At 61.9% G+C, this 23,089-nt stretch carries 23 protein-coding genes and 1 tRNA gene; 5 read left to right on the forward strand and 19 right to left on the reverse strand.

Annotated features, from left to right (window positions below):
* The first annotated feature begins 22 nt into the window (after positions 1-22).
* Complete coding sequence (zapE, locus tag ACNAOT_RS15980) at positions 23-601, forward strand: AFG1/ZapE family ATPase (RefSeq protein WP_420181182.1); 579 nt, start codon at positions 23-25, stop codon at positions 599-601.
* A gap of 41 nt (positions 602-642) precedes the next feature.
* On the opposite strand, the gene ACNAOT_RS15985 is transcribed toward zapE, so the two are convergent.
* The 7 genes from ACNAOT_RS15985 to arr all read right to left on the reverse strand — a co-directional run bounded on the left by ACNAOT_RS15985 (position 643) and on the right by arr (position 5,553).
* A complete protein-coding gene (locus ACNAOT_RS15985) occupies positions 643-1,173 on the reverse strand; it encodes a ferritin (protein ID WP_091468845.1) in 531 nt (176 codons plus the stop codon).
* A 70-nt stretch (positions 1,174-1,243) separates the two neighbouring features.
* Positions 1,244-1,615, reverse strand: a complete 372-nt coding sequence (crcB, locus tag ACNAOT_RS15990; RefSeq protein WP_420178564.1) for a fluoride efflux transporter CrcB — start codon at positions 1,613-1,615, stop codon at positions 1,244-1,246.
* Positions 1,612-2,055: a fluoride efflux transporter FluC gene (locus tag ACNAOT_RS15995; protein ID WP_420178565.1), complete on the reverse strand. Its 444-nt coding sequence runs from the start codon at positions 2,053-2,055 to the stop codon at positions 1,612-1,614. Before ACNAOT_RS15995 ends, crcB begins: the two co-directional genes overlap by 4 nt.
* Positions 2,042-2,563 carry a universal stress protein gene (locus ACNAOT_RS16000; RefSeq protein WP_420178566.1) on the reverse strand — a complete coding sequence of 174 codons (522 nt, stop codon included), beginning with the start codon at positions 2,561-2,563 and terminating at the stop codon, positions 2,042-2,044. Before ACNAOT_RS16000 ends, ACNAOT_RS15995 begins: the two co-directional genes overlap by 14 nt.
* A gap of 29 nt (positions 2,564-2,592) precedes the next feature.
* A complete protein-coding gene (locus tag ACNAOT_RS16005) occupies positions 2,593-4,296 on the reverse strand; it encodes an ABC1 kinase family protein (RefSeq protein ID WP_420178567.1) in 1,704 nt (567 codons plus the stop codon).
* A gap of 4 nt (positions 4,297-4,300) precedes the next feature.
* Positions 4,301-4,837 carry a PadR family transcriptional regulator gene (locus ACNAOT_RS16010; RefSeq protein WP_091468858.1) on the reverse strand — a complete coding sequence of 179 codons (537 nt, stop codon included), beginning with the start codon at positions 4,835-4,837 and terminating at the stop codon, positions 4,301-4,303.
* Between the two features lie 305 nt (positions 4,838-5,142).
* The gene (gene arr, locus ACNAOT_RS16015; RefSeq protein WP_420178568.1) at positions 5,143-5,553 is read right to left on the reverse strand and encodes an NAD(+)--rifampin ADP-ribosyltransferase; all 411 of its coding nucleotides are present in this window, start codon (positions 5,551-5,553) and stop codon (positions 5,143-5,145) included.
* Positions 5,554-5,897: 344 nt separating this feature from the next.
* Here arr and ACNAOT_RS16020 point away from each other — a divergent pair, with 344 nt between their 5' ends.
* Positions 5,898-6,365: a hypothetical protein gene (locus ACNAOT_RS16020; protein WP_420178569.1), complete on the forward strand. Its 468-nt coding sequence runs from the start codon at positions 5,898-5,900 to the stop codon at positions 6,363-6,365.
* Between the two features lie 56 nt (positions 6,366-6,421).
* Here the strand turns inward: ACNAOT_RS16020 and ACNAOT_RS16025 are convergent.
* The 5 genes from ACNAOT_RS16025 to galU all read right to left on the reverse strand — a co-directional run bounded on the left by ACNAOT_RS16025 (position 6,422) and on the right by galU (position 9,941).
* Positions 6,422-6,494, reverse strand: a tRNA-Ala gene (locus ACNAOT_RS16025).
* 36 nt (positions 6,495-6,530) lie between these two features.
* Entirely contained in the window at positions 6,531-7,340 is an 810-nt protein-coding gene (locus tag ACNAOT_RS16030) for an SDR family oxidoreductase (RefSeq protein WP_420178570.1), read from the reverse strand.
* A 6-nt stretch (positions 7,341-7,346) separates the two neighbouring features.
* Entirely contained in the window at positions 7,347-8,237 is an 891-nt protein-coding gene (locus tag ACNAOT_RS16035) for a hypothetical protein (RefSeq protein ID WP_091468869.1), read from the reverse strand.
* A 145-nt stretch (positions 8,238-8,382) separates the two neighbouring features.
* Positions 8,383-8,994, reverse strand: a complete 612-nt coding sequence (locus tag ACNAOT_RS16040; RefSeq protein ID WP_091469620.1) for a GNAT family N-acetyltransferase — start codon at positions 8,992-8,994, stop codon at positions 8,383-8,385.
* An 11-nt stretch (positions 8,995-9,005) separates the two neighbouring features.
* Complete coding sequence (gene galU / locus ACNAOT_RS16045) at positions 9,006-9,941, reverse strand: UTP--glucose-1-phosphate uridylyltransferase GalU (protein ID WP_178997109.1); 936 nt, start codon at positions 9,939-9,941, stop codon at positions 9,006-9,008.
* 97 nt (positions 9,942-10,038) lie between these two features.
* Here galU and ACNAOT_RS16050 point away from each other — a divergent pair, with 97 nt between their 5' ends.
* From ACNAOT_RS16050 to cpaB, 3 genes are all read left to right on the forward strand, one after another.
* On the forward strand, positions 10,039-10,653 hold the full coding sequence (locus tag ACNAOT_RS16050; RefSeq protein ID WP_420178571.1) for a 5-formyltetrahydrofolate cyclo-ligase: 615 nt from the start codon (positions 10,039-10,041) through the stop codon (positions 10,651-10,653).
* A 154-nt stretch (positions 10,654-10,807) separates the two neighbouring features.
* Positions 10,808-11,077, forward strand: a complete 270-nt coding sequence (locus tag ACNAOT_RS16055; RefSeq protein ID WP_420178572.1) for an FmdB family zinc ribbon protein — start codon at positions 10,808-10,810, stop codon at positions 11,075-11,077.
* Between the two features lie 65 nt (positions 11,078-11,142).
* The gene (gene cpaB / locus ACNAOT_RS16060; RefSeq protein WP_420178573.1) at positions 11,143-11,943 is read left to right on the forward strand and encodes a Flp pilus assembly protein CpaB; all 801 of its coding nucleotides are present in this window, start codon (positions 11,143-11,145) and stop codon (positions 11,941-11,943) included.
* Positions 11,944-11,969: 26 nt separating this feature from the next.
* Here the strand turns inward: cpaB and ACNAOT_RS16065 are convergent, their stop codons facing one another.
* The 7 genes from ACNAOT_RS16065 to ACNAOT_RS16095 form a co-directional block, all read right to left on the reverse strand.
* Complete coding sequence (locus ACNAOT_RS16065) at positions 11,970-16,151, reverse strand: AAA family ATPase (protein ID WP_420178574.1); 4,182 nt, start codon at positions 16,149-16,151, stop codon at positions 11,970-11,972.
* A 176-nt stretch (positions 16,152-16,327) separates the two neighbouring features.
* The gene (gene guaA, locus ACNAOT_RS16070) at positions 16,328-17,917 is read right to left on the reverse strand and encodes a glutamine-hydrolyzing GMP synthase (RefSeq protein ID WP_091468881.1); all 1,590 of its coding nucleotides are present in this window, start codon (positions 17,915-17,917) and stop codon (positions 16,328-16,330) included.
* A gap of 107 nt (positions 17,918-18,024) precedes the next feature.
* Complete coding sequence (locus ACNAOT_RS16075) at positions 18,025-18,525, reverse strand: DUF3817 domain-containing protein (RefSeq protein WP_420178575.1); 501 nt, start codon at positions 18,523-18,525, stop codon at positions 18,025-18,027.
* The gene (locus ACNAOT_RS16080) at positions 18,522-19,379 is read right to left on the reverse strand and encodes an SURF1 family protein (protein ID WP_364307014.1); all 858 of its coding nucleotides are present in this window, start codon (positions 19,377-19,379) and stop codon (positions 18,522-18,524) included. The genes ACNAOT_RS16075 and ACNAOT_RS16080 overlap by 4 nt, the downstream gene beginning before the upstream one ends.
* Positions 19,380-19,490: 111 nt before the next feature.
* Positions 19,491-19,979 (reverse strand): PTS sugar transporter subunit IIA, encoded by a 489-nt coding sequence (locus ACNAOT_RS16085; RefSeq protein ID WP_420178576.1) that lies wholly within the window; start codon positions 19,977-19,979, stop codon positions 19,491-19,493.
* Between the two features lie 47 nt (positions 19,980-20,026).
* Positions 20,027-21,781, reverse strand: coding sequence for a glycerol-3-phosphate dehydrogenase/oxidase (locus ACNAOT_RS16090; protein WP_179019766.1), 1,755 nt, complete (start codon positions 21,779-21,781; stop codon positions 20,027-20,029).
* Positions 21,782-21,948: 167 nt separating this feature from the next.
* Positions 21,949-23,085, reverse strand: coding sequence for a GuaB3 family IMP dehydrogenase-related protein (locus tag ACNAOT_RS16095; RefSeq protein ID WP_091468893.1), 1,137 nt, complete (start codon positions 23,083-23,085; stop codon positions 21,949-21,951).
* Positions 23,086-23,089: the final 4 nt, after the last annotated feature.

A 23,089-nucleotide genomic window follows, 5' to 3' on the forward strand; every position in this document is an offset into this window, starting at 1 on the left:
TTTCCTGCCCACCATCGAGGCGATCAAGGAGATGATGGATACCGTGGAAATCAGTGGCGCCTCGGATTTTCGTCGCTATCCGGTTGCTGGAACCGACCCCGCTGCCGATAGTGGTGCGTTCCGCTCAGGCCGCATTATTTCCCCCGGCACACCCCGACAGCTGGGGCGCTTGGGCTTGTTCCGGCCAACGCCCCCGCAAAGCCGCGTTTTGACCCCCACCGCCCAACCGATCGTGGTCAAGAACTCCGATCCTGATCTCCTGTGGGTTGGATTTGAGGAACTGTGCGGTGGGTTGACCTCGACATCGGACTTTCTCGCCTTGGCTGAAACATTCAGGACATGGGTCATCGACGATGTTCCCTCGCCGGCCGATGATGCTGCGTCCGCGCCTGCTTGGCAGCGGTTCAGCAACGTGGTGGATGTCCTTTACGACCAGGACATCACGCTGTTCCTGGTGGGCGCTGGACCTCTCGACTGGGACGTTGAGCCTAGCGGCACTGCCCTGCCGGTAGACCTTGCGCGCATCGCCAGCCGATTGTCCTTATTGAGCCGCTCCCATCCGGACAAGGACATGGACAGCGAAGAGGCCGCCGGAAGCTAAGCATCCAGCGGCCCCTTGAGGCACTTAACCGAGGCAGCTACCTAGATGACCCCGCCGGCGGCCGATGGCGCGCTGGTGTCGTGTCCGCCGTCGCCTACGGTTTCGCGCGCGACGTAGTTCTCGATGTCGAAGAGGTTCTCGGCACGTTCCGTGATGTTCAGCAACGTGGTCATTGAGGCAACTTCCTCGACCTGTTCCTTCAGGAACCACAGCATGAACTGCTCACCCAAAGCATCGCCCTCTGCACGGGCAACGCGGAACATCTCCTCAATGCTCCGGGTAACTTCCTTTTCCTGCTCCAAGGCGAGGGCGATGGGCTCCTTGGCGTTGCTGAAGTTGTTGCGCACCGGGGCGATACCCGGGATCTCCACGTGCACGTTGCGGTCCAGCATGTATTGGACCATCATCATGGCGTGATTGCGCTCTTCGAGGGACTGGCGATAGAAGTGACGGGCCAGCTGCGGCAAGTCTTCGCCATCAAAATACACAGCTACTGCGATGTATTGCTGGGAGGCCGCAAACTCATTGGCGACCTGGGCGGACAACAGCTCATTGAAAGTCTTCTTAGCCATGGCTCGATCCTACAGCCGGGCCATGACACTTTTGTGGGTGAGCTTCGCCACTGCTGGAGCCATCAACCGCTCAAGCGAGCAACAGGCCGAACCCCACTCCTGCCGCTGCAGCAAGAACGCTTGCCGCCATGGATCCCAAGCTGTTAAGGAGCGCCAGGCCCGTCCTGCCACTTTGAATCAGCCGGATGGTCTCCAGGCTTGCCGTACTGAACGTGGTGTATCCACCGAGGAAGCCTGTTCCCACGATTAAGAACAGCGGCTCAGGTGCTTGGCCCCGCATCAGCAGTCCGGCAAGGAACCCTAGCGCCAAGGAACCTGAGACATTGATCAGGATGGTTCCCCACGGGAGGGCCGTCTTGAAGCGCTGCCTCATGAAACCGTCAACCATGAACCTGACAGCTGCGCCGATTCCGCCCGCGAGCGCAAGGAGTACCACCGTCATTGTTGGCGTCCGGTTGCACGCCGATGGTGCCAGGCACCCAACCAGATGCCCGCAGTCGTGGCCGCGGCTCCACCGAGCAGGCTCACAGCCAAGTATCCGATAGCTCCAGGTGCCTCACTCACCGTAAACAAGTGAACTGCGTCCAAAGCGAGGGTGCTGTAGGTGGTGTATGCCCCCAAGAACCCCGTACCCAAGGCGAGCCGCAAAACCTGGCGATTACCGACGTCGGACCCTCTGCGGGAAAGTCCTTCCAGAAGGGCGCCCAGTGCCAACGCGCCGGAGAGATTAATGACCAGGGTGGGAAGCGGCCAAGCATTTGGCGCCGGTATCACCAGTCCCAAGCCGTACCGGGCGAGCGCTCCGAACACCCCGCCCGCTGCAACTATGCCGATGAAGCCCCACTGACGGTGGAGTGCCTTTGTTGCCTCAGTCGTCGTCATCGTCGTCCGGGACCCTGGGGTTCACGGGGACAACGAGCACTGGCAGGTCTTGACGATGGAACAGATGCCGGGCCACCGAACCGGCCGTCAGCTCTTTGAGGGCGGCCGTCAGTTTGTGCTCACGCGTACCCACCACGATCATGGAGGCGCCGATATCCCCGGCCTCGCGTGCCAGGGCACGCGCGGGCTCCCCCGCGAGCGGCACGATGGACCACTCGATGTCCAGGCCATCAAGCTGGTGGGCAATGGTCGCCGTCACTGATTCCGGAATGCCTTGGGCTCCGGCAACCCCATCCGGATCAATGGGGGCGGCCGGACCGCCCGCTGTTCCGTCCACGGGGTACACCGTGACATCCGCATAGGCGCAGACCAGTGGAACACCCGCGCTGGCGGCAACCTGTGCTGCCCGCTCCACAACGATGGCATGTTGCCCGGGCATCACCCCCACCAGGATGGGGCCGGACATGTTGCCGGAGGCCTCGGGACGTGGGGTGGGGGTCTCAGTCACAGGGCAATTCTACGACGACGACGGCTGGCTTACAGATGACCCCGGCCCGGCCACAACCCGTAGAGCAGCGGAACCACCGACCCGATCATCAGCACATTGCCGAGCACTAGGTCGTCGGCCCTCATCACGGATCCAGCCACCAGCATTGCTCCGAAGATCAGCGCACCCACTGCTCGCTTTAGCAAGACGATAATGCGGGCCATTTGTTGTTCCAGCCGCCGGTTGGATACCTGCAGTGAGCCGTCCTCAAGCTTGGTGACCAGCCCGTCGAGCCTTTTCGGCAGGCGCAAGGCGACCGCAGCGGCGTCGAACGCCTGTGCAGCGACGTCATTGACGAGATTGCTGCGCTCATCCCGCAGCAATTGTGCCGCATACGGTTCCACCGAATCCCAAAGATTGAAACGGGCGTCCAGCGAACTGCATACCCCCGACGTGAGCGACATTGCGCGGATGATGAGCAGGAAATTCTCCGGCAACTGAAACGGAAGCGATCTGATCACGTTGCCGAACTCCGCACCAAAATCACGGAATTCCCGCGGATCCACATCGCGAAGTTCAGCGAAACCCATCCCGCCAAAACGCGCGAACAGCTGCGTCATTGCCCGCTCCAACTCGGCAGTATCAGCCGAGGGCATCAAGACGCCGACGTCGCTGATGGCGGCGACGAGGCCCTTTCCATCCCGCGAGGCAGCCGCGATCAGGAGTTTACGCAGTCCGCTCCTGGTCTTCGCAGGGACCTCGCCCATCATCCCGAAATCGATGAACGTCAGCTTCCAAGGATGTTCCGCTGATCCGGCATTGGGTGTGACAAAGATATTGCCAGGGTGCGGATCGGCATGGAAGAAGCCGTTGGTGAACAACTGGTCAAACATCACGGAAGCGAAAACAGGGGCAACGGAGGCAGGGTCGATCCCCGCCATTCGCAGGGACTCCGCATCAGTGATCTTGATGGCTGTGACATCTTCCAAAGTGAGCACGCGGCGCGTGGTCCGTTCCCACACCACCCCCGGCACGGTTACCCGGGCGTCGTCGACGAAGTCAGCAGCAAAACGCTCTGAATTTGCCGCCTCATTCAGGTAGTCGATTTCCTCCAGACTGGTCTGGGCGAACTCTTTGATGAGGGCGGGCACATCAGCACGGTTTGAGACGATACGAATGCGGCTAAGCCAGCCACCCACTCTCCTCAGGGCAGCGAGATCTACATCCACGATGGTATCGATGCCCGGTCTCTGCACTTTGAAGACCACGCTGCTGAGGCCAGTGTCTTCGGCGTTGCCGGGGAGCAATTTCGCCCGGTGGGCCTGGCCGAGTGACGCGGCTGCGATCGGCGTCTCCTCGATCGAAGCGAACACTGCTTCCAAAGGCGCACCCAGTTCGGCTTCAGCAAGCGCGCGAATGGCCGGGAAGGGGACCGGCGGGACTTCGTCCTGAAGGCCCTCCAGCTCGGCAGTGATCTCCGGCGGGAGTACATCGAGCCTGGACGACATGAACTGGCCCACCTTGATCATGAGGCCGCCAAGCTCCACCGCAAGGCCATGGAAGCGTTGCGCGAAGCGCCGCATCCTTTGAGCCCGGTTGCGCTCAGTCAGTCGGCGCAGCCCGACTCGAGGCAGAAACAACTCGAACCACCAGGTGACCAGTAAATGCCATGCGGCAAAGCGCAGGATTCGGCGATAACGGGCTCTGGCTTCACCGGCCAAGGGATCCGTCCGGTTACGTCGAACCGACGTCACCCCTTCAGTCCTGGGCGAGGATCGAGTACAGCCGACGGCGTGCGTCTTCCAGCACCGTCACAGCTTCCTGCACCTGTTTTGGCGTTCCGGTGCGCCCCACCTGGGCCGCCGCCTGAGCAAGCTCGACCCCAGCCTTGGGCAGTGCGCCGAAGCCGGGAGTGTTGCCGGCGGACTCCCAAGGCGCTGCTGTTTCGGCACTTGCAACGTCCTCGCGGCCCGCTTCGGTGAGGGAGTAGATCTTGCGGCCATTTGATTCCTCAGTGCTGACAAACCCCTCATCTGCCAGCAACTGCAGGGTCGGATAAACGGAGCCAGCGCTTGGCTTCCAGCTTCCACCGCTCCGCTCTTCGATTTCACGGATGATCTGATAACCGTGCATTGGACGCTCAGCGAGGAGGGCCAGAATGGCTGTCCTCAGCTCGCCCCGCCCAGCCCGGGTGCCTGAACGCTTCTCGAAGCGTGACCGGAACTCCTCCACGGCTTGCCACATGCCGTCCAGGTTGTTTCCCATAAATCCGTTTGCGGGGAATGAATTATGCATCAGGCTCACCTCGGTATGTCGCGAACGATACTGAACGATAGTTAACGATATACACGGTTTGTCCCTGAGACAATGGCAGGGCCCTTTGCGCAGGGCCGGACAGCACTTCTGGGTGATGCCGTCCGGCCCCTGCCGCGGATCCTTGGGCAGCCCCGGCCAACGAGGGGGGTCACTGGCCGTTGCGGGGATCCGCTGGGTCCAGTAAAGACGAGCCGCCAAGCCGGCACACGAGTAGTTGGTACTCGTCTTTTGCTGCTTCCGGAGGGGCCACTACCTGCCCTGAGCGCTTGCTCCGCGCAAAGCCGTTAGTTGATGATTTCGCCGCGTTCGTCCGCAACAATTGCCGCCAGCCGTTCCCGCCACTCTCGCAGCGCTTGGGGAGTCAGCCGAGTCCAGTCAGTCACTTCACCAGTGACCTTGAGCGGGGAGCTGCTGCGGAATGATCGGGTGGGGTTGCCCGGGAACTTCTTGTCGGTCACGTTCGGGTCGTCCTCGAATGCTCCGGTGGGTTCAACGGCATAGACGCGCGGTTCCCCTTCGCCGGCCGCCAGCTCGGCAGCCAGCCCCGCACCGTCCCGAAGAGCCGTGAAGTAAATATGGTTCATCACCACATCAAGACGGTAGTTCGACCTGAAGCCTGGCCTCAGGAGATCGCCCTCCCGAAGATGGGCTTTGGTGCCGTGAAAGAACGGACCCTCGTCCAACGGTTGACTCACAGGTACAGCCTACATACCAGCTCATCCAGGCAGCGCGGAAGTCTTGAGGTTTTCCTGAGGAACTGTTGACCAAACACAGGATTTGTTCTTGATCCGGGCCCTGCACAGTAGTTCTTGTCAGCCAGACGCAGCAACAGCAGGAGCCCCAGAGGTTCCACCAAAGTCCCCGGGGGCCGGCCCGTTTGCTCTTCAGGCCGGTCCCCGGTCCACTTTCCTGGTCCAGTCTCAGGGGGTACTTTCATTCTTGAGCAGACCTTGAGTGTTCACCGAGGCCATTCCTGAGACCGCCCGGGCACACTTTTGGAGGGAGAGATCACCACGCTACGGGAACGAGGACCACACGCATGCAATGCAAGGGCATCATCTGGCAAGTACCGGCCATCATCCTGGCCGCGGTACTCCTCTTGATGGGTGCCCAGGTTCCACCCGCACACGCCCAATTCAACGACACCGATGCCGGCGCAATGGCGCTTACTGCCGCACGTATTCCGGCACCAGCAGCAAACACCGTGGCCGTGACCAAGAGCTGCGATTCCTTCCTCTGGTTCGCCCAGGCCAAAATCAGTGTCGGCAGCTTCCCGGCTGTTCCGTTCGCCAACTACCACGAGCTCAAGGTCATCGACCCGGATGGCCTCGTGCAGTTCACCGGCGACATGAGCAAGAGCTCCGGACGTTCCTATAGTTCGGGCATCCACAGCATAGGTGACTTGTCCGGTACCTGGACGTACCAGATCCGTGGCTACTACAAGGTTCCCAACTCCACCAACTTCTGGGCCGGGCAGCCCCTCAGCGGCACGCTGAATTGCCCCTAAAGCGATAGATGGGAACGTTCTTCGGCGTTGCGGACCACCGAAGGCCAGAAAATCTGTGGAGCTAAGGAGATTCGAACTCCTGACCTCTTCGATGCGAACGAAGCGCTCTACCAACTGAGCTATAGCCCCTGAACCAAGCTCAACTGCCCGGCCAGTGACCTTAGGCTACAAACTTTCCCTGTGCTTTTCCAACCACGACACGAACGTCTCCGTGCCATACGGCTGCTCGGAGCTCAGGTTGTGTCCGGCGCGAAGAAAATCACCCATCGGTCCGGGCAAAGGCAACTCAATAATCCTGCCCCTCGAGCCCACTACCGATTTCCATGACTCTGCCATCTCCCTCATTGCCAGGGTTTCCGGGCCTGCAATTGTCACCACTAGATGCTCGGCATGCGAGTTATCCCGCGATTCACCCACCGCTGCCTCAAGCAACGCCGCTGCAACATCTGCCGGCGCGATCGACTGGAGTCTGACGGCTTTGAAGGTGGGAATCAGCCTTACCTTTGCACCGGCCGCGAAAATCCTTGCCACCAAGCCATGGAACTGCGTTGACCGGACCACCACGGTCTTCAATGGCGACTCCGCGTACTTCCGTTCCTTGGCGGCTTTGGAGGCGTAGTAGGAAAAGGAGCTGAGATCACAGTTGATGATGGACAGAGCCACAGCTTTGCGGACGCCAGCCAGGTGCGCTGCAGCAAGAAGCCTGCCGCCGCCGTCGGCGAACTGCTTTTGGGCTTTGCCGAACTGCCCTTCAAGGCAATCGATGACGACGTCGGCACCCGCCACCGCGGCTGCCAGGCCATCCCCTGAGGTGACGTCGCCCGCAAAGTATGTGGCGCCGTCGTGGTGCTTCGCTGAGCCGACAGGCGGCACATTGCGGCTCAGGACCGAAACCTGGTACCCCGCTAGAAGGGCGAGTCGGACAAGCTCATGACCTACCTGGCCCGTGCCACCCGCAACGCACAGCGTTGTCACGTGTGGTTAGGCGCGTCGACGCTGCAGGACATCGTCCAGGTTGCTCAGAGCACTGTGGCCCTTGGCGGATGCGACTACGGCGGCCGCAACCTCAGCCTGTTCAACGTTCTGCTTCAGGACAGGTTTGCCCACAGGCTTTGGTGCTTCGGGCAGATCCAAAGGCTCTGGAGCCGGACGCGGTGCTTTGGCAGCAGCCACGTACGTGGGCTTCGGGACCTCGACTGGCTGCCAGGAGGCACCCTTCGAATCCTTCGTATTCTGAGCAGATTTGTCTCCCGCGGCAATAGCCACGGCCAGCGCTGCCTGCCGCAGTTCCACCGCGGATAAGCGAGCAGCCTCACGGCTGGTGGCTTCGGCGTCGAAAACCGTGGTTTCCTTCGACTCCACAGCCGGTTCCTTCGGCAGGTATCGCGCAGGCGTCGGGATGGGAGAGGCCTGAGCAGCACGACGGGCCCGGCGTTCGCGAAGATCACGCAGGGCCAGCTTCCGCAACGTTACGACGGCGAGCACCGCACCGATGAGCGACACCAGCGGCAACCAGACAGAACCGATCCCAAGAATTCGTAGGACTCCGGACACCGCAGCTGTCACCAGCAGGGCAAGACCTGCCAGGGCCAGCGTTAGCCGGGCGTAGCGGATAGTGAATGGAGTAGTGGGTACCTTCCCGAGGGCGGGCTCGGCCGCGCGGGATTCCTGGGGCGACGCCGGTGCTTCGCTATGCATGGTCTCCATCGGTTTCTCCTGCTGAGGTGCCAAAGTCAGTACCACCCCTGCCTGCGTTTCGTCTGGTTCGTCATCAAAAGCCTCTGCTGGAACACCGGCCGTTTGGACTTGTTGCCGCCTGTTCCGCAGAACATAGGGCGCCACCCAGACCATCCACAGCGCAACAGTGACCACGAGTATCACTGAGCTGCTGAGAGGGAAGTCCACATTCAAAACCGTAGAAGCAAATCTTCGGGTGCGGCGGCATTGCGGCCGGTGTGTCGCCCGCAAGTCCGCAAATGATTGGAGATATGGGCAAAAAGGCCGATGACCTGCCCGTTTATCTTCTGAGCCACCGGCGCAGGAGTCCCTCTGGAACTTCCTCGGAGGTCAGTGCAAAGGAGCGGTGGTCAGCCCATTCGCCGTTGATGTGCAGGTAGCGCTCCCTGTACCCCTCGTCGCGGAATCCAAGCTTCTCCACCACCCGCAAACTCGCTGAGTTCTCGGGGCGGATGTTGATTTCCATACGGTGCAGTCCCAGCACCCTGAAACAGTGGTCTGTGGCCATCGCAACCGCTGTGGGAGCGATGCCGTGCCCGGCACGGTCCTTATCAACCCAATATCCGAGGGTGGCCATCATGGCCGACCCCCAAACGATCGATGAAACCGTCAGTTGCCCGACGATTTTCGGCTCACCAAAGCCATCGGTTCGCTCAACAATGAGGAATGGCAGGGCGGTTGACTGACGGGCTTGTTCATTCAAGGAACCCACCATTTGGCGGTAGCTGGGGAGGCGCCCACCCGGTGCCGGGTTGGACGCCTCCCATGGCGCGAGCCACTCGCTGTTCCGCGAACGGACTTCGGACCATTCCCGCTTATCGCGGTAACGGATAGGCCGAAGCAGCAGGTCTCCGCTTTCCAGCGTCACCGGCCAGATCGCGGAGCCGTACATCATGAGTTTGTTTATTTGGGAAGAGCGGCTGTGAAGTTGGGCAGCCACTCGCGAAGCTCAGGACCGAGGTCTTCACGCTCGCAGGCAAGCTCGATGCAGGCCTTGAGGTAGCTGAGCTTGTCACCGGTATCGTAGCGACGGCCGCGGAAGACAACGCCGTAGACGCCATAGCCTTCGCCCTCGCCGGCAGCGAGAACCTCGAGGGCGTCTGTCAGCTGGATCTCTCCACCGCGTCCGGGTGCAGTCTTCTCCAGGACGTCGAACACAGCCGGGTGCAGGACGTAGCGCCCGATCACAGCAAGGTTGGACGGGGCCTCTTCCGGAGAAGGCTTCTCGACGAGCTGCTTGATGCGCACGTAGCCGTCCTCGCCATTGTCCTCAACATCAGCGCAACCATAAGCACTGATCTTGGACGGCTCCACCTCAATAAGGGCAACCACGGAACCGCCGGTCTTCTGCTGGACAGCGATCATTTCGCTTAGCAGGTCCTCGCGGGCATCGATCAGGTCATCGCCCAGCAGAACGGCGAAGGGCTCATAGCCAACATGCTGCTTTGCACGAAGGACTGCGTGGCCCAGGCCGTTCGGGTCACCCTGGCGGACGTAATGAATGTCGCCGAGGTTGGTGGCGGATTGGATGGCCTCAAGCTTGGCGGTGTCGCCCTTTTCAGCCAAGGTGGCCTCCAGAGCGGGCACGCGGTCAAAATGGTCTTCCAGCGCGCGCTTGCTGCGCCCCGTGATCATCAGGACGTCGTGCAGGCCCACCTTGACTGCTTCTTCGACCACATACTGGATGGCGGGCTTGTCCACCACGGGCAGCATTTCCTTCGGCATCGCCTTGGTGGCGGGAAGGAACCGGGTGCCAAGGCCCGCTGCGGGGATGACGGCCTTACGGACAGCGTTGTTTTCTAGAGTCACCGGACTAATGTAACGGAAGGAACACATCATCGGCTAAACCCCTCGCCGCGGCGGGACGCACATTTCGTCTTGGTAGCGGACAGCCCCTGCTCTTCAGCGGGCAGGGAGAACCTCAGATTGGACATACATGGCATCCAAGGAAGACATCCGCAGCAGTCGGCGGCTGCACCGGCGGACACTCACTCCGGAGCACATAGCAACTGCAGGCGAGTCGCTTGCACGGCATGGGACAGCCTGGGCAGCGGAGCTCTCCCCCGGCGGCGCCGCCACCTTTGCTGTGTACCTTGGCGTCGCCTTCGAGCCGCCCACTATCCCCCTCATCGAGTCCCTGCACGGGGCCGGGCATCAAGTGCTGCTGCCTGTTTGCGAGCCTGGGCGGTTGCTGAGTTGGGTGTATTGGACGCCTTCCACGGCCTTTGTCAGGTCCGCCTATGCGCCCATAGACGAACCGGAGGGTGAACGCTTGGAAAGCACCGTGATTGCCAAAGCTGCAGGGATCTTCATGCCCGCCACAGCCGTGGATCGGGACGGAAACCGCATTGGCCAGGGCGGTGGCTACTACGACCGACTTCTCCAAGGCCTCGATGCTGCCGGCCAGCGGCCGCCCACCATCGCAGTGGTGTACGACGACGATTTGTTGCCTTCAGGCTCGATTCCCGCCGAGGCATTTGATCGCCCGGTACGCCAGGTGCTGACCCCGTCGGGCGTCGTCCAACTCCACGACGGACCGGAGCCCGTCTGACAGCCTTGTCCCGGCAAGTGAGGTCCGGCACATCCGCTGGTACACCAGACAGGGACCAATGATAGAATTAGCACTCAGGCCCTGCGACTGCTAAGGCGGACATTCTCCGCCGGTGTTGCACAGGACCTGAACTTTGTCCTGAAGGAGGAACTCAGTGCCCACATACGCATACGCCTGCAAAGACTGTGACCATGCCTTTGACATCGTCCAGTCCTTTTCTGACAGCTCCTTGACGGAGTGCCCCGAATGCAAGGGCGCGCTTCGCAAGAAGTTCAACAGCGTTGGCGTCGTTTTCAAGGGCTCCGGGTTCTACCGGACTGATTCCCGCGATGCCAAGGGCAGCACGGTTTCGGCCGCACCAGCTTCACCGTCGTCCCCGGCGGCCCCTGCAGCAGCACCCGCAACTGCAGCCGCAGCCAGCTAAAAGGTTTTCCACATAAGGCACCGGACCGCTGTTTGCGGCCCGGTGCGACTGGCTAACGTGGCGGGATGTCATCTTCCTCCCGCAGAGCCCTCATGGCCCGCGCCGAGCGTTCAGCAGCAGCAGCCGCCGGTGACTGGCCGCCGCTGAACCGCTCTCCTGCCCGACCATCCCGTTCCCGAGCCGGAGACACCTCACGGTTCAGCCGCCGTCCAAGAGGTCATGTCGGTCAGCGGGGCGGATTTGGATCATGGATTTCACGCAACCGCCGCTTGGCCGTTGCGCTCCTGCTGTGCGTGGCTGCCGGCATCGCCGTCCAGCAACTTACTCCTGCGTCTGAGCAGCGCGTGAGCATCGTGGTAGCAGCCCGCGACCTGCCGACAGGTAGCAGCCTCACAGAATCTGATTTCACCAGCGTTGGAGTGCCGTCCGATCTCGCGATTACCGGATCGGTGCATAGTATCGGCACCCTTGTTGGCCGTCAGCTTGCTTCCCCCCTCCGCAGAGGGCAGATACCTACGGAGGCCAGCCTGCTGGGCCCGGGACTCCTGACGGGCGCACCCGTGGGCTCGGCAGCGGTCCCCCTCAGGATGGCTGATCCCTCATCCATCCAGCTTCTCTCCCCCGGCCAGCTGGTTACAGTGGTCATTACCGCGGCGGGCTCCTATGACGAGGCCCGGCAAAGCCAGGTTCTTGCGGGCCCGGTGCCCGTTCTCTGGACATCAGCCCAAGGCGGCAAGCCCGGCGAATGGCTGGGGACAAGTGATACCGACGGCTTGGTAGTGGTGGCGGCCGATCCCCAACAAGCAGAAAAGCTTGCCGGCGCATCCACGCAAGGCAAGCTCTTCTTTGTTTTAGTCAGCCCATAGTGCGCCGGTCTGCTGCCGGATGGAGCTCAGCCCCAATGCGGGGGCTTCTGTTCCTTCAGCCACTGCTCATGGTCGTAGCCGGACTCGTCGCCCCATCGCCGGGGATCATCCTCTGCAGCCTTCGTAGGAAGAATTCCGTTGGAGGCTGTCTTAGCTGCCGTGGCCTTGGCATCCGCAGCTTCTTCAGTGGCATCGTTGACCGGCTCGCCGGAGTCCTGCGCGGCGCGGTCTTCTGTGCCTGTTTCCTGATCCATCAGTGGTGCTTCTTTCCCATTCTCCGCGTAGCCTTTGGTCGCGGCGACGCCATGTTCTTCACGAGCAACGGCCTGAGCTTCGCCGTCTGCATGGACGGCGGGGCCCTGGTCCACCCTCTGGTCTTCATTGCCCGGATTCAATTGTTCACCATCCGAATGCAGGAAGCCATGGTGGGCAGAAGCGGACTGGGCGATGTGGTTCTCAAGCCCCAGGTACGAACCAATCCGGTCAGCGCAGGAGGACGGATCCGTGAACACTTCGATCGTCCAAAGCGACATGTAGCGCCAGCCCATACGCTCAAGCAACTGCGGCCGCAACCGGCTCCGTTCACGGACGCTCATCCGCCGGTACCGTTCAGTGCCATCCGATTCGATGGCGACAGGGGTGGGGATTTCCGCACCCTCGCGGCCAATGGTGTGGACGGGGTCCGCGGCCGCCGCGATATCCAGCACACCATCGTAAAGATGCCAGACCCGGGCTCCACGTGCACGCAGGCGTTCGCCAAGATCGGCCACCAACGGATCCTCACCCAGCGCCTGCTCACTGGCTACAGCGCGGGAGGCAGGTGTTCCAAGGTTGCTGTTACCGGAGAGTTCCCGGTCCAGCAGTTCATAGAAATCCACTGCACCATGGGCCAGACGATCAAGGTCGAGATCCTCAGGCCGGAAGCACGTCAGGACGTGCATGGAGCGTCGAGCGCGCGTCATTGCCAGGGCAAAACGGTTTCGCCCGCCTTCGGTGGACAACGGGCCGAAGGAATGGAGCGCACGGCCGTGCGGAGTGCGGCCATAGCCCAGCGAGAAGATCACGTGGTCACGCACCAGCCCCTGGGCGCGCTCAAGGTCCACCACCCGGAAGGACTCGGGGCCCGCTCCGAAGAAGCTGGACAAAAGAGTGTGGTTAGGCAATTGGAGCCTGATGGCCTCGCCGATCCTGGCAGCATGGCGCAGGCTTGCGGTCACCACGGCCAAGGAAGTACGGGGCCGGAGCCTGGCATGTTCGAAGACAAGGTCCACCACGCGGTTCACTTCTGCAGTGACAGACTCAACGCCCTCATGGTCCGCACCGGGCAGCCCGGTGCCGTCGGGTATGTACTCCACGTGAATCGATCGATCCAGGCCAGTGACCGAATTGCCGTCCGGCAGGCGTCGCAGACCGCCGTCGTAGTAGTTCTTGCTCAGCTGGAGGATCAAGTCCTCGTCCACCGCGCGATAGACCCAGTTCAATTGCCAGGTGGGCAGGACCCGGGCCAGAGCCTTGAATGCACTGTCCACGTTTTCATGGCTGGCAACCCCGGCAACGGGAGGTTCCACGGCCACGCTGAAAGTACGCGCATTGGCGATTTTTGCATCACCGAAGGCAACTACCTGTCGTGCTCGGGCGATCGCGGGAAGAACCGCCTGCAGAGAGGTGGATTCGGCGTCGATGACCACCACGGCGTCGAACTTTTGCTCGGCCGGGAGAACGCCCGTGAGCAAATAAGGGCTGACGGACCACACAGGAACCAACAGAGGCACAAGATCCGGTGCTTGGGCGCTCAAGGCGGGCAACGTCACACGGCCGTCCTTCAACAAGGCACGGAGCAACTCCGCCTGCCTCGGGTGCTCAAGAAGGCCCTGACGCCACTTCTGGGCCAGCTGCCAACGAAGGCGGGCGGCGCCACTGGCAATATGTGCTTGGTCGGCCAGGCGATATTCAGCTTCGAGGCGCCGCAACGAATCACCGTCGGACATGGCGAGGTAGTCATCACCACTGATCATGGCTTCCAAAGCGGACTGCCACCAGGCAAGGTCCAGCTCGGCCGCTACCGACGACGCCGGGACTTCCCGGGCAGCAAGGTCGGCAAGCAGTTCGCCGAGCCCGTGCTCCCGCATTTCCTCGATGAGGAGTGTTCGCTCAGGAAGGGTTTCCAAGGTGGCCGTGTCCGCGACGAGACGCTCGAGGCGTTCCATCAGTTGCAGATACGGCGTCTCCTGCAACGAACCGCCATCGGACGTGTGCTTGAGCGAATCACCAAGACGGCGCAGCTCGGCGTCGAGTTCGCGGTAGAGGGCCCCGAGATCGGCAAGGCCGGATGGCACCGCCGGGTGTCGCTGGGTTGTGGCATAGCCTGCCCACAGGGCACGCTGCTCCTGGACAAGGACCAGGGAGCTGTGGAGGTCCGCGATGTGGACACCGGGGCGTACGTATTCCTTGGCGACCCGGCGCAGGCGTGATCGCTGCATGGAAGGCATCTCAAGATTGCGCTCACGGCGCCAGGCGGAACTGGCAGTGGCTGAGATGAGGTCATGCACCGGCCGGTCGAAGATGTCCGGAGTGAACTTATCCAAGCTCTCGCGGACAGCGATCAGCAGTTCAAGCTGCGCACCCCACTCGGTAAAGGTTTCGCCCAGACGAATCTCAGCGTGATCGGAAACCTGCTTCATGCGATCCCGCAGGACGGGGAGCTTCTCCTCGGCCAAGCGTGCGAGCTGCTGGGCTTCCTCGGTCTCCTTACGGGTGACCAAACGGGCGCCATACCAAGGGCTGGAAGTGGAGGCCCGGCTGAAGCTACCAAGTTCGGCAGCGCGACGAAGGCGCCCCGCGAGCTCTTCACGGTCCTTGATATTGTCCAGGACGCTTCGCTTCAAGCGCACAGTAGTGGAGGGTGCCGGATGGATGGACGTCAGCTCGGCGAGTGATTGCATCGCTTGATAGGGCGAGCACCCCCAGCGCTCACGGACGTTGTGCAGCGAGGCAACATGATCCATCAGGGCATGACGGTGGCCTGTCAGTGTCTGGTGAAGGTTGCCAAGCTGTGGTTCAAGCGCTTTCTCATTGCGCATGATGGCCCTGACCAGCTGACCCTTGAGTTGCTGCGGCGTGGTCCCGTTACCAGGCCTGAAGAGCACCGATTCGAGGCCCAACGATTCAAGGTGCGCGGAAAGACCCGCGAGGCTGGCTTGCCTGTCTCCTACCACCAACACGGACTTGCCTTCGCTGACCAAGGCACCGATGGCGTTGATTGCCGTCTGCGTCTGCCCACTTCCAGGAGGAGTGGAGACAACCAGGGAGTCTCCCGCGCGAACGGCGTCCACCACGTACTGCTGGTCCGTATCGGCGTCGAGCAAGAGAAGTTCGTCGGCCGGGTCCCGAAGATCCAAGCTGGGGAACCTGCCCGCTTTAATGGGCTCCGGCTCAATGTCGCCGCCATTGGCTGCGGTCGAGAGGGCCGCAACCGTGGGGTTGTTCATGTTGATCCAGGGATCATCCAGGTTGCCCGAAAGGTCAGCCAGGGTAGTGACCAGCAGGTTGAACTCCACCTCTGCACCATGGATAGGCTTAATGAGCGTGGACAACCGGTCCAGAACCGGCTGGGGATCCAGCCGGGCCGTGTTGTAAGCCATGCGTGCTACAGCGTTGACGTCGAAAACGATGCCGTGGACTGTCTTCAGGTGACGCACCAGCGCGGGGTTCATGCGTGCTTGTTCAGTGAGCTGAAGTTCGAAGTCGTCTTCGCCCGGCCTGACTGTAAGGACGATGGACGTGAGCATCACAGGCGCGGAGACGCGCTGCGGCTTACCACCAACGGCCGAGGTCCACACCACGGTCCCGGCGGACAAGTACCCGGCCTCGATGCCGCGGTCGTTGCTGAGCTCGAAGATCTTGGACCGGATGTTGCGGGCCGCCCTGGCCGCCACCAAGTACTGTTGGCGGTCCCTGATGAGAGTGGACAGCCGTGTTCTGCGACCGGCGAGCAACTGAGCCAGCCCGGAAGGATGGGCATTGCTGAGATCGATCGCGCCTTCGGGTGTCTTGACGAAGCGCAGCATCGTATCTGCCCCGGTGACGGGTTTGAGACCAGACAGCCATTTGCGGAGCTCTTCGGAGCCCTCTTCCTGGCCTTGACCTACTGACACGACTTCTGCCTTCTTTTCTGTACTAGCTTTAGACGCCTTGGACCATACCGGCATACGTTCGAGGGTAGCGGGAATCCTCGGTCAGCCCGCTCCGCAACGCTGTTCCAACGTGAAATTCGCCGTCATTTCACAGTAGGAAGCATTTCCTGGGGCAAAGACGTACCCCGGATGACGTTGCCCGGTTCAAGCACAGTGGCCGGCCTCCCAACGGAAGCCGGCCACTCAGAATGCTATTCCCACTCGATGGTTCCCGGTGGCTTGCTGGTGACATCCAGTACCACGCGGTTAACGCCGTCCACCTCGTTGGTGATCCTGTTGGAGATACGTGCGAGCAGGTCATACGGCAGGCGCGACCAGTCTGCCGTCATGGCGTCTTCGGAAGACACCGGACGCAGCACGATCGGGTGGCCATAGGTCCGGCCGTCGCCCTGAACTCCAACGCTGCGGACATCGGCCAGGAGGACCACCGGCATCTGCCATACGTCATTGTCGAGGCCGGCAGCTGTCAGCTCGGCGCGGGCGATGGCATCAGCCTTACGCAGAAGGTCCAGGCGTTCCTTGGTCACTTCGCCCACAATGCGGATTCCCAGGCCGGGACCGGGGAACGGCTGGCGGCCGACGATTTCCTGCGGGAGGCCGAGCTGGGCGCCAACGGCACGGACTTCGTCCTTGAACAGGGCCCGCAGTGGCTCGACCAGCTCAAACTGCAGGTCCTCCGGAAGCCCACCAACGTTGTGGTGGCTCTTGATGTTGGCAGCACCCTCGCCACCGCCGGATTCGACGACGTCCGGGTACAGTGTGCCTTGGACGAGGAACTTGATCTTTTCACCCTCGGCAGCGGCCTGGGCAATGATGGCCCGTTCCGCTTCCTCGAAGGCCCGAATGAACTCCCGGCCAATGATCTTGCGCTTGGTCTCGGGATCACTGACACCGGCCAATGCCGACTGGAAGCGCTCCTGCTCGTTGGCAACGTACAGGTTGACACCCGTTGCGGCCACGAAGTCGCGTTCAACCTGCTCTGCTTCGCCTTCACGCAGCAGGCCGTGGTCAACGAACACACAGGTCAACTGGTCGCCGACAGCGCGCTGGACGAGAGCGGCAGCCACTGCAGAGTCGACACCACCGGAGAGGCCACAGATGACCTTCGAGTCGCCGATCTGCTGGCGGATACGGTCCACCTGCTCTTCGAGGATGTTGCCCGTGGTCCAGTTGGGGCTCAGGCCCGCGCCCTTGAACAGGAAGTTCTCCAGGACGTGCTGTCCAAGGACGGAGTGCTTCACTTCCGGGTGCCACTGCACACCGTAAAGGCGCTTCTCATCGTTGGCGAAGGCAGCCACTGGGGCTCCGGCCGTAGTTGCCAGCACCTCGAAGCCTTCGGGGGCTTCGTGAACGGAATCGCCGTGGCTCATCCACGTGTTCTGGGACGCCGGGACTCCGTCGAGGATGGAGCGTGCGTCACCCACCAGGAGTGCTTCGGTGGCACCGTACTCCCGCAAACCGGTCTGGGCCACCTTGCCACCCAGGGCATTCGCCATGGCCTGGAAGCCGTAGCAGATACCGAAAACGGGAACGCCGGCCTCGAAGAGGTCAGCACCCACGAACGGGGCGCCCTCGGCGTAGACGCTGGAAGGCCCTCCGGAGAGAATGATGGCTGCCGGGTTCTTGGCCAGAAGCTGCTCGGTGGTGAAGGTATGCGGAACGATTTCCGAATACACATTCGCTTCGCGGACGCGGCGGGCAATCAGCTGCGCGTACTGGGCACCGTAGTCAACAACCAGCACCGGCTTCTGGGAAGTTTGGGGTGCGGTGGGAGTAGTCACCAGACAAGACTACTTTGCCGGGCCGCCCCGGTGCACGTTGACAAGGGCGGCCAAGGCCCAAAACAGGGCCTGCCGTTAGGCATCTCACACCGGGACGCCGTGAAGTCCTAGTAGCGCTTGGACGCCTGCGGGTTGGCTGCGAGTTCCGCTTCCACCTGCGCGTGGAATTTCTTCTCCACGATGAAGGACAGCAGCGGGATGACTCCGCCCAGCGCCAGAAGGACCATTTTGGAGAAAGGCCAGCGCATGAGCGACCACAGGCGGAAGTTTGAAACCAGATACACCACGTACATCCAACCGTGCACGATCAGCACGGAGGTGGAGATGTTGAAGCCACCGATGACGCCCTTGGGTTCTGACTCAGCAAAGCCAAAGCCAAAGGGTTGGCCCGTAATCGCATTCGTGCCGCCCGCGAAGAGCGAGACACCAAAGCCGTAGCGGGCAATCAACTCGGCGCATAGCAGGAGCAGCATGGCACCTGTCAGGTATGCCATGACTTTGTAGAACTTCAACGCCGAACGGATCTGCGCTTCCGTGCCGCCGAAGCGTCGCTTCTTGGGCTTGGGTCCGGAATGTTCGGGCTGGATAGCCGGTTTTGGCTCAATCATTGCTGCACCTTATGTTCTGGCTCTGGGCTTGTGGGTTCTGTGGCTGCTTCGGGATGGCCCGTTTCGTCGAAGTCATCATCCTCGTCTTCGTCTTCTTCGAGGTCGCGCCGGTAGTCGTCCTTCACCAGACGCCACCAAATGAAGATCGAGAACCCGGCAAAGACAACCCATTCCACCGCATAGAAGAGGTTTAGCCAGTTGACTTGTTCTGCAGGGGGCTGCGGCGGGATATTAAGTGCTTTGACGTCACCGTCAAGGGGAATGGTCACTCCGCCTGAGGCCTCGGATGTCGCGGCGACGAAACCCTGATAGCTGGAGACTTCCCACTTGTTGATGAGCTCCGCCGTTGAGACTGCAGACGCCCGGTCTGGACCGGCGTCGACGTTTGGAAGCGGCGCTTCGGATGGGATGAGGCGACCCGTCAACGTGATGGTTCCCGACGGCGGCGGGCCAGCTTGGGCGGGGTCCGCCACCCAGCCGCGGGCCACCGGGATCCAGGTCTGGGGCGAGGCGCCTGCGCCTTTGATTGTGGGAGCGTTGTTGACGGCAAAGGCTGAGACTATCCAGAAGCCTTTTTGGTTGTTGTAAAGGCGGCCTTCAACGAGGACCTGCTTGCCGGGATCGTACGATCCCGTAGCGGTGACCATCTGGTCCGAGACAGAGCCGGGGAAGAACTGGCCCGGCTGGAGGACGTCCACCAGCGGTTTCACTTCTTCGATGCTGGACGGAGCGGGGGGCTCGTGCTGGGCGGACCGGCTGAGCTGCCATTGGCTGAGCAGCACAAACACCCCGGACAACAGAAGCGCAAAGACCAGTCCTGCGATCCAGCGGGGTTTCAACGCGGTTTTCAACACCCCTTAACCGTACTTCGTCCGGCTGTAGAACAACGAAACGAGGTTGGCTAGATGGGGCAGCAGGGTCCCTACGTGGCGACGAAGTCGACACGAAAGGGCCTGCCCCAATCTTTAGTGGTCGAAGAACACCAGGCTGGAGTTGATGAGTTCGGAGATGACCTCGGTATCGTGTGCCCGGCGCAGGGACTCCCGGAATGACTCCTTGGAGAGGGAACGCGCGAGCGTGGCAAGAACCTCCAGGTGGTCGGAGAAGGAACTGGCCGGGGTGGCGATAAGGAGGACCAGGTTTGCCGGACCGTCAGTGGCGCCGAAGTCCAAGGCATGGCCAAACTTGGTCACGCCTACCGCAATGGAGATCCTGTCCACGAATTCGCTTCGGGCATGCGGCAGTCCTATGCCACCCGGAAGCCCGGTGGCAAGCTGGTGCTCACGCGAATGCACTTGCTCCAGGAAGCCTTCAAGATTGGAGATCCTGCCTGCTGCGTGGAGCCTGTGAGCCAGTTGCGCTGCGGCATCGATCTTGTCTTTGGCAACAAGTTCAAGGATGACCGTATCCGGGGTGGTCAGTTCCGCGTCGTAACGGTCAAGTGGTTCAGCCAAGTTATGTTCCCTCCATGTGGCCTCCCGGCCTCAATTCCTTGAGCTGGTCAGCGAAGGGGAACGATGTCATCCACTCCCATGCGCGCGGCATCGGCCGATTCGTCATCGGGTTGCTGCTGACTAAGTCGTTCAGCTTCCACGCGCGCCAGGTAGTGCTTGATTTCGCTCTCACGCTGGGTCTCGCTCCAGCCAAGGATTTCTCCCATCAGCTTAGCTACAACGGGCGCGGCAGACACACCCCGGTCCCACGCTTCGATGGAGATCCGGGTGCGGCGGGTCAGAACGTCGTCAACGTGGCGCGCGCCCTCGTGGGTTGTTGCATAGACAACTTCGGCAGCCAAGTAGTCATCCGCTCCGGGAAGGGGCTCGCCCAGTTCCGGCCGTCCAGCGATAATGTCCAGGACTTCGGGGGTCATGGATCCGAAACGGTTGAGCAGGTGCTCCACGCGTGCCACATGCACGCCCGCCTGCTCGGCGGACCTGCCGCGACGGTTCCACGCGGCTTTGAATCCCTCGGCGCCCAGGAGCGGAATTGTCTCAGTGCAGCTGGAGGGAACACGTTCGTCCATGGCCCTGGTTGCCTCGTCCACGGCGTCTTTGGCCATGACACGGTACGTTGTGTACTTCCCGCCGGCTACCACCACGAGTCCGGGCACGGGGTGCGCCACCACATGCTCCCTGGACAGTTTGGCAGTGGAGTCATTGTCACCAGCGAGCAGGGGGCGGAGCCCTGCGTACACGCCTTCCACGTCCTCGCGGGTCAGGGGACGCTTGAGAACCTTGTTGACATGTTCCAGCACATAATCGATGTCCTTGCTGGAAGCTGCCGGGTGTGCCTTGTCCAACGTCCAATCGGTATCTGTTGTGCCGATGATCCAGTGCCTGCCCCAAGGGATCACAAAGAGCACAGATTTTTCGGTGCGGAGGATCAACCCGACCGTGGATTGGAAGCGGTCGCGCGGCACCACAAGGTGGATTCCCTTGGAGGCCCGCACCTTGAGTTGCCCACGGTCCGTCACCATTGCCTGGGTTTCATCGGTCCATACGCCTGTAGCGTTGACCACCTGCTTGGCCCGGACCTCGAAGACTGTGCCATCCTCCTGGTTTTCCACCTTGGCACCGACCACGCGTTCCCCCTCGCGCAGGAAATCAACCACGCGGACGCGGTTCGCTGCGTGGGCGCCATAGTGCGCCGCAGTTCTTACAAGGTTGACCACCAGACGGGCATCATCCACCTGGGCGTCGTAGTAGCGGATGGATCCGACGAAGGCATCTTCTTTGAGGCTCGGAGCTGCGCGCAGGGTTCCGCGCCGGAAGAGGTGCTTGTGCATGGGGACGCCCCGGCTGTGGCCGGACGTCAGACCCAAGGTGTCGTAGAGCATGATGCCCGCACCGACGTAAGGGCGCTCCCAGATGCGGCGCGTCAGCGGGTAGAGGAAGGGGACGGGGCGCACCAGGTGCGGCGCGATCTGCTGGATCAACAGCCCCCGTTCCTGAAGGGCTTCCTGGACGAGGCCAAAATCCAGCATCTCCAAGTACCGCAGGCCGCCATGGATGAGCTTGGACGATCGGGAGGAGGTTCCGGACGCCCAATCCCGCGCCTCGACGATGCCTACCGTGAGGCCACGAGTCACTGCGTCCAGCGCTGCACCGGCTCCTACTACTCCGCCGCCAACAATCAGGATGTCGAGCTCTTTGCCCGGCTGGGCAGTGGCTTTCAGGACTTCGATCGATGCGGCACGGGATTCCGGGCTCAGTGCTCCCGGGGAATTCACCTGCGGACCGCCTGCGACATTGCTCATCGGACCCCTCCTCAAACGCAACAGCTGGTAGTCCCCTACCCTACTTGTTGCTCGCCTCCTTGGGCAGGGCACGGGTGCAGCCGCGATCGGAAGAACCGCCCCAACGAAGAAGGCCCGTGTTGGCTCCGATGGTGATCGGAGCCAACACGGGCCTTCAGCGACTAGTTTCAGTTGCCTGCGTAAGGAGAAACCACGACGTCGACGCGCTGGAACTCCTTGAGGTCCGAATAGCCGGTGGTCGCCATGGAGCGGCGCAGGGCGCCGATAAGGTTCGACGTCCCGTTCGTGTGGTGGCCGGGTCCGAAGAGGACCTCTTCCAACGGACCAACCGTTCCGACGTTGACGCGATCGCCGCGGGGAGATTCGAGGTGGTGTGCTTCAGGACCCCAGTGCCAGCCCCGGCCCGGTGCCTCTTCGGCGCGAGCGAGTGCACTGCCAAGCATGACGGCGTCGGCACCCATGGCGATGGCCTTGACGATGTCTCCGGAGCTGCCCATGCCACCGTCGGCAATGACGTGGACGTAACGTCCACCGGACTCATCCATGTAATCGCGGCGGGCGGCAGCGACATCGGAAATGGCTGAAGCCATGGGTGAGTGGATACCGAGGGCGCGACGAGTGGTGGTGGTGGCTCCGCCGCCGAAACCGACCAGGACGCCGGCAGCGCCGGTGCGCATGAGGTGCAGGGCAGGCGTGTAGCCGGCTGCTCCGCCAACAATCACCGGAACATCGAGTTCATAGATGAACTGCTTGAGGTTCAGGGGCTCGTGATTCTTGGAGACGTGCTCAGCCGAAACCGTGGTCCCGCGGATGACAAAGATGTCGACGCCGGCAGCCACCACGGTCTTGTAGTGCTCCTGGGTGCGCTGGGGGGTCAAGGACCCTGCAACAGTCACGCCGGCGGCGCGGATCTCCGCCAAGCGGGAGCTGATGAGTTCAGGCTGGATGGGTGCCTGGTAAAGGTCCTGCATGCGACGGGTGACGGCTGGGCTGTTGGTCTCGTCGGCCAAGTCCGCGATCTCGTCAAGCACCTTCTGGGGATCCTCATAGCGCGTCCAGAGACCTTCGAGGTCAAGGACGCCCAAGCCGCCGAGGCGACCAAAAGCGATGGCAGTATCCGGGGACATGACGGAGTCCATGGGAGCCGCAATAACGGGGGTGTCGAACTTGTAGGCGTCGATCTGCCAGGAGACAGAGACGTCCTTCGGGTCACGCGTCCGGCGGTTCGGGACGATCGCGATGTCATCCAGGGAGTAGGCACGACGCCCACGCTTGCCACGGCCAATCTCAATCTCATAAGTCACTGCT

It is taken from the genome of Paenarthrobacter sp. TA1.8, from assembly GCF_048595705.1.
GTDB lineage: Bacteria > Actinomycetota > Actinomycetes > Actinomycetales > Micrococcaceae > Arthrobacter > Arthrobacter nitroguajacolicus.

Coding starts and splice junctions, on each gene's coding strand:
- ACNAOT_RS15985 (WP_091468845.1), bottom strand. CDS start 1,173: ATGGCTAAGAAGACTTTCAATGAGCTGTTGTCCGCCCAGGTCGCCAAT.
- ACNAOT_RS16020 (WP_420178569.1), top strand. CDS start 5,898: ATGCAATGCAAGGGCATCATCTGGCAAGTACCGGCCATCATCCTGGCC.
- ACNAOT_RS16050 (WP_420178571.1), top strand. CDS start 10,039: ATGGCATCCAAGGAAGACATCCGCAGCAGTCGGCGGCTGCACCGGCGG.
- cpaB (WP_420178573.1), top strand. CDS start 11,143: ATGTCATCTTCCTCCCGCAGAGCCCTCATGGCCCGCGCCGAGCGTTCA.
- ACNAOT_RS16040 (WP_091469620.1), bottom strand. CDS start 8,994: ATGTACGGCTCCGCGATCTGGCCGGTGACGCTGGAAAGCGGAGACCTG.
- crcB (WP_420178564.1), bottom strand. CDS start 1,615: ATGACGGTGGTACTCCTTGCGCTCGCGGGCGGAATCGGCGCAGCTGTC.
- ACNAOT_RS15995 (WP_420178565.1), bottom strand. CDS start 2,055: ATGACGACGACTGAGGCAACAAAGGCACTCCACCGTCAGTGGGGCTTC.
- ACNAOT_RS16075 (WP_420178575.1), bottom strand. CDS start 18,525: ATGATTGAGCCAAAACCGGCTATCCAGCCCGAACATTCCGGACCCAAG.
- ACNAOT_RS16010 (WP_091468858.1), bottom strand. CDS start 4,837: ATGCATAATTCATTCCCCGCAAACGGATTTATGGGAAACAACCTGGAC.
- galU (WP_178997109.1), bottom strand. CDS start 9,941: ATGATGTGTTCCTTCCGTTACATTAGTCCGGTGACTCTAGAAAACAAC.
- ACNAOT_RS16090 (WP_179019766.1), bottom strand. CDS start 21,781: ATGAGCAATGTCGCAGGCGGTCCGCAGGTGAATTCCCCGGGAGCACTG.
- ACNAOT_RS16065 (WP_420178574.1), bottom strand. CDS start 16,151: ATGCCGGTATGGTCCAAGGCGTCTAAAGCTAGTACAGAAAAGAAGGCA.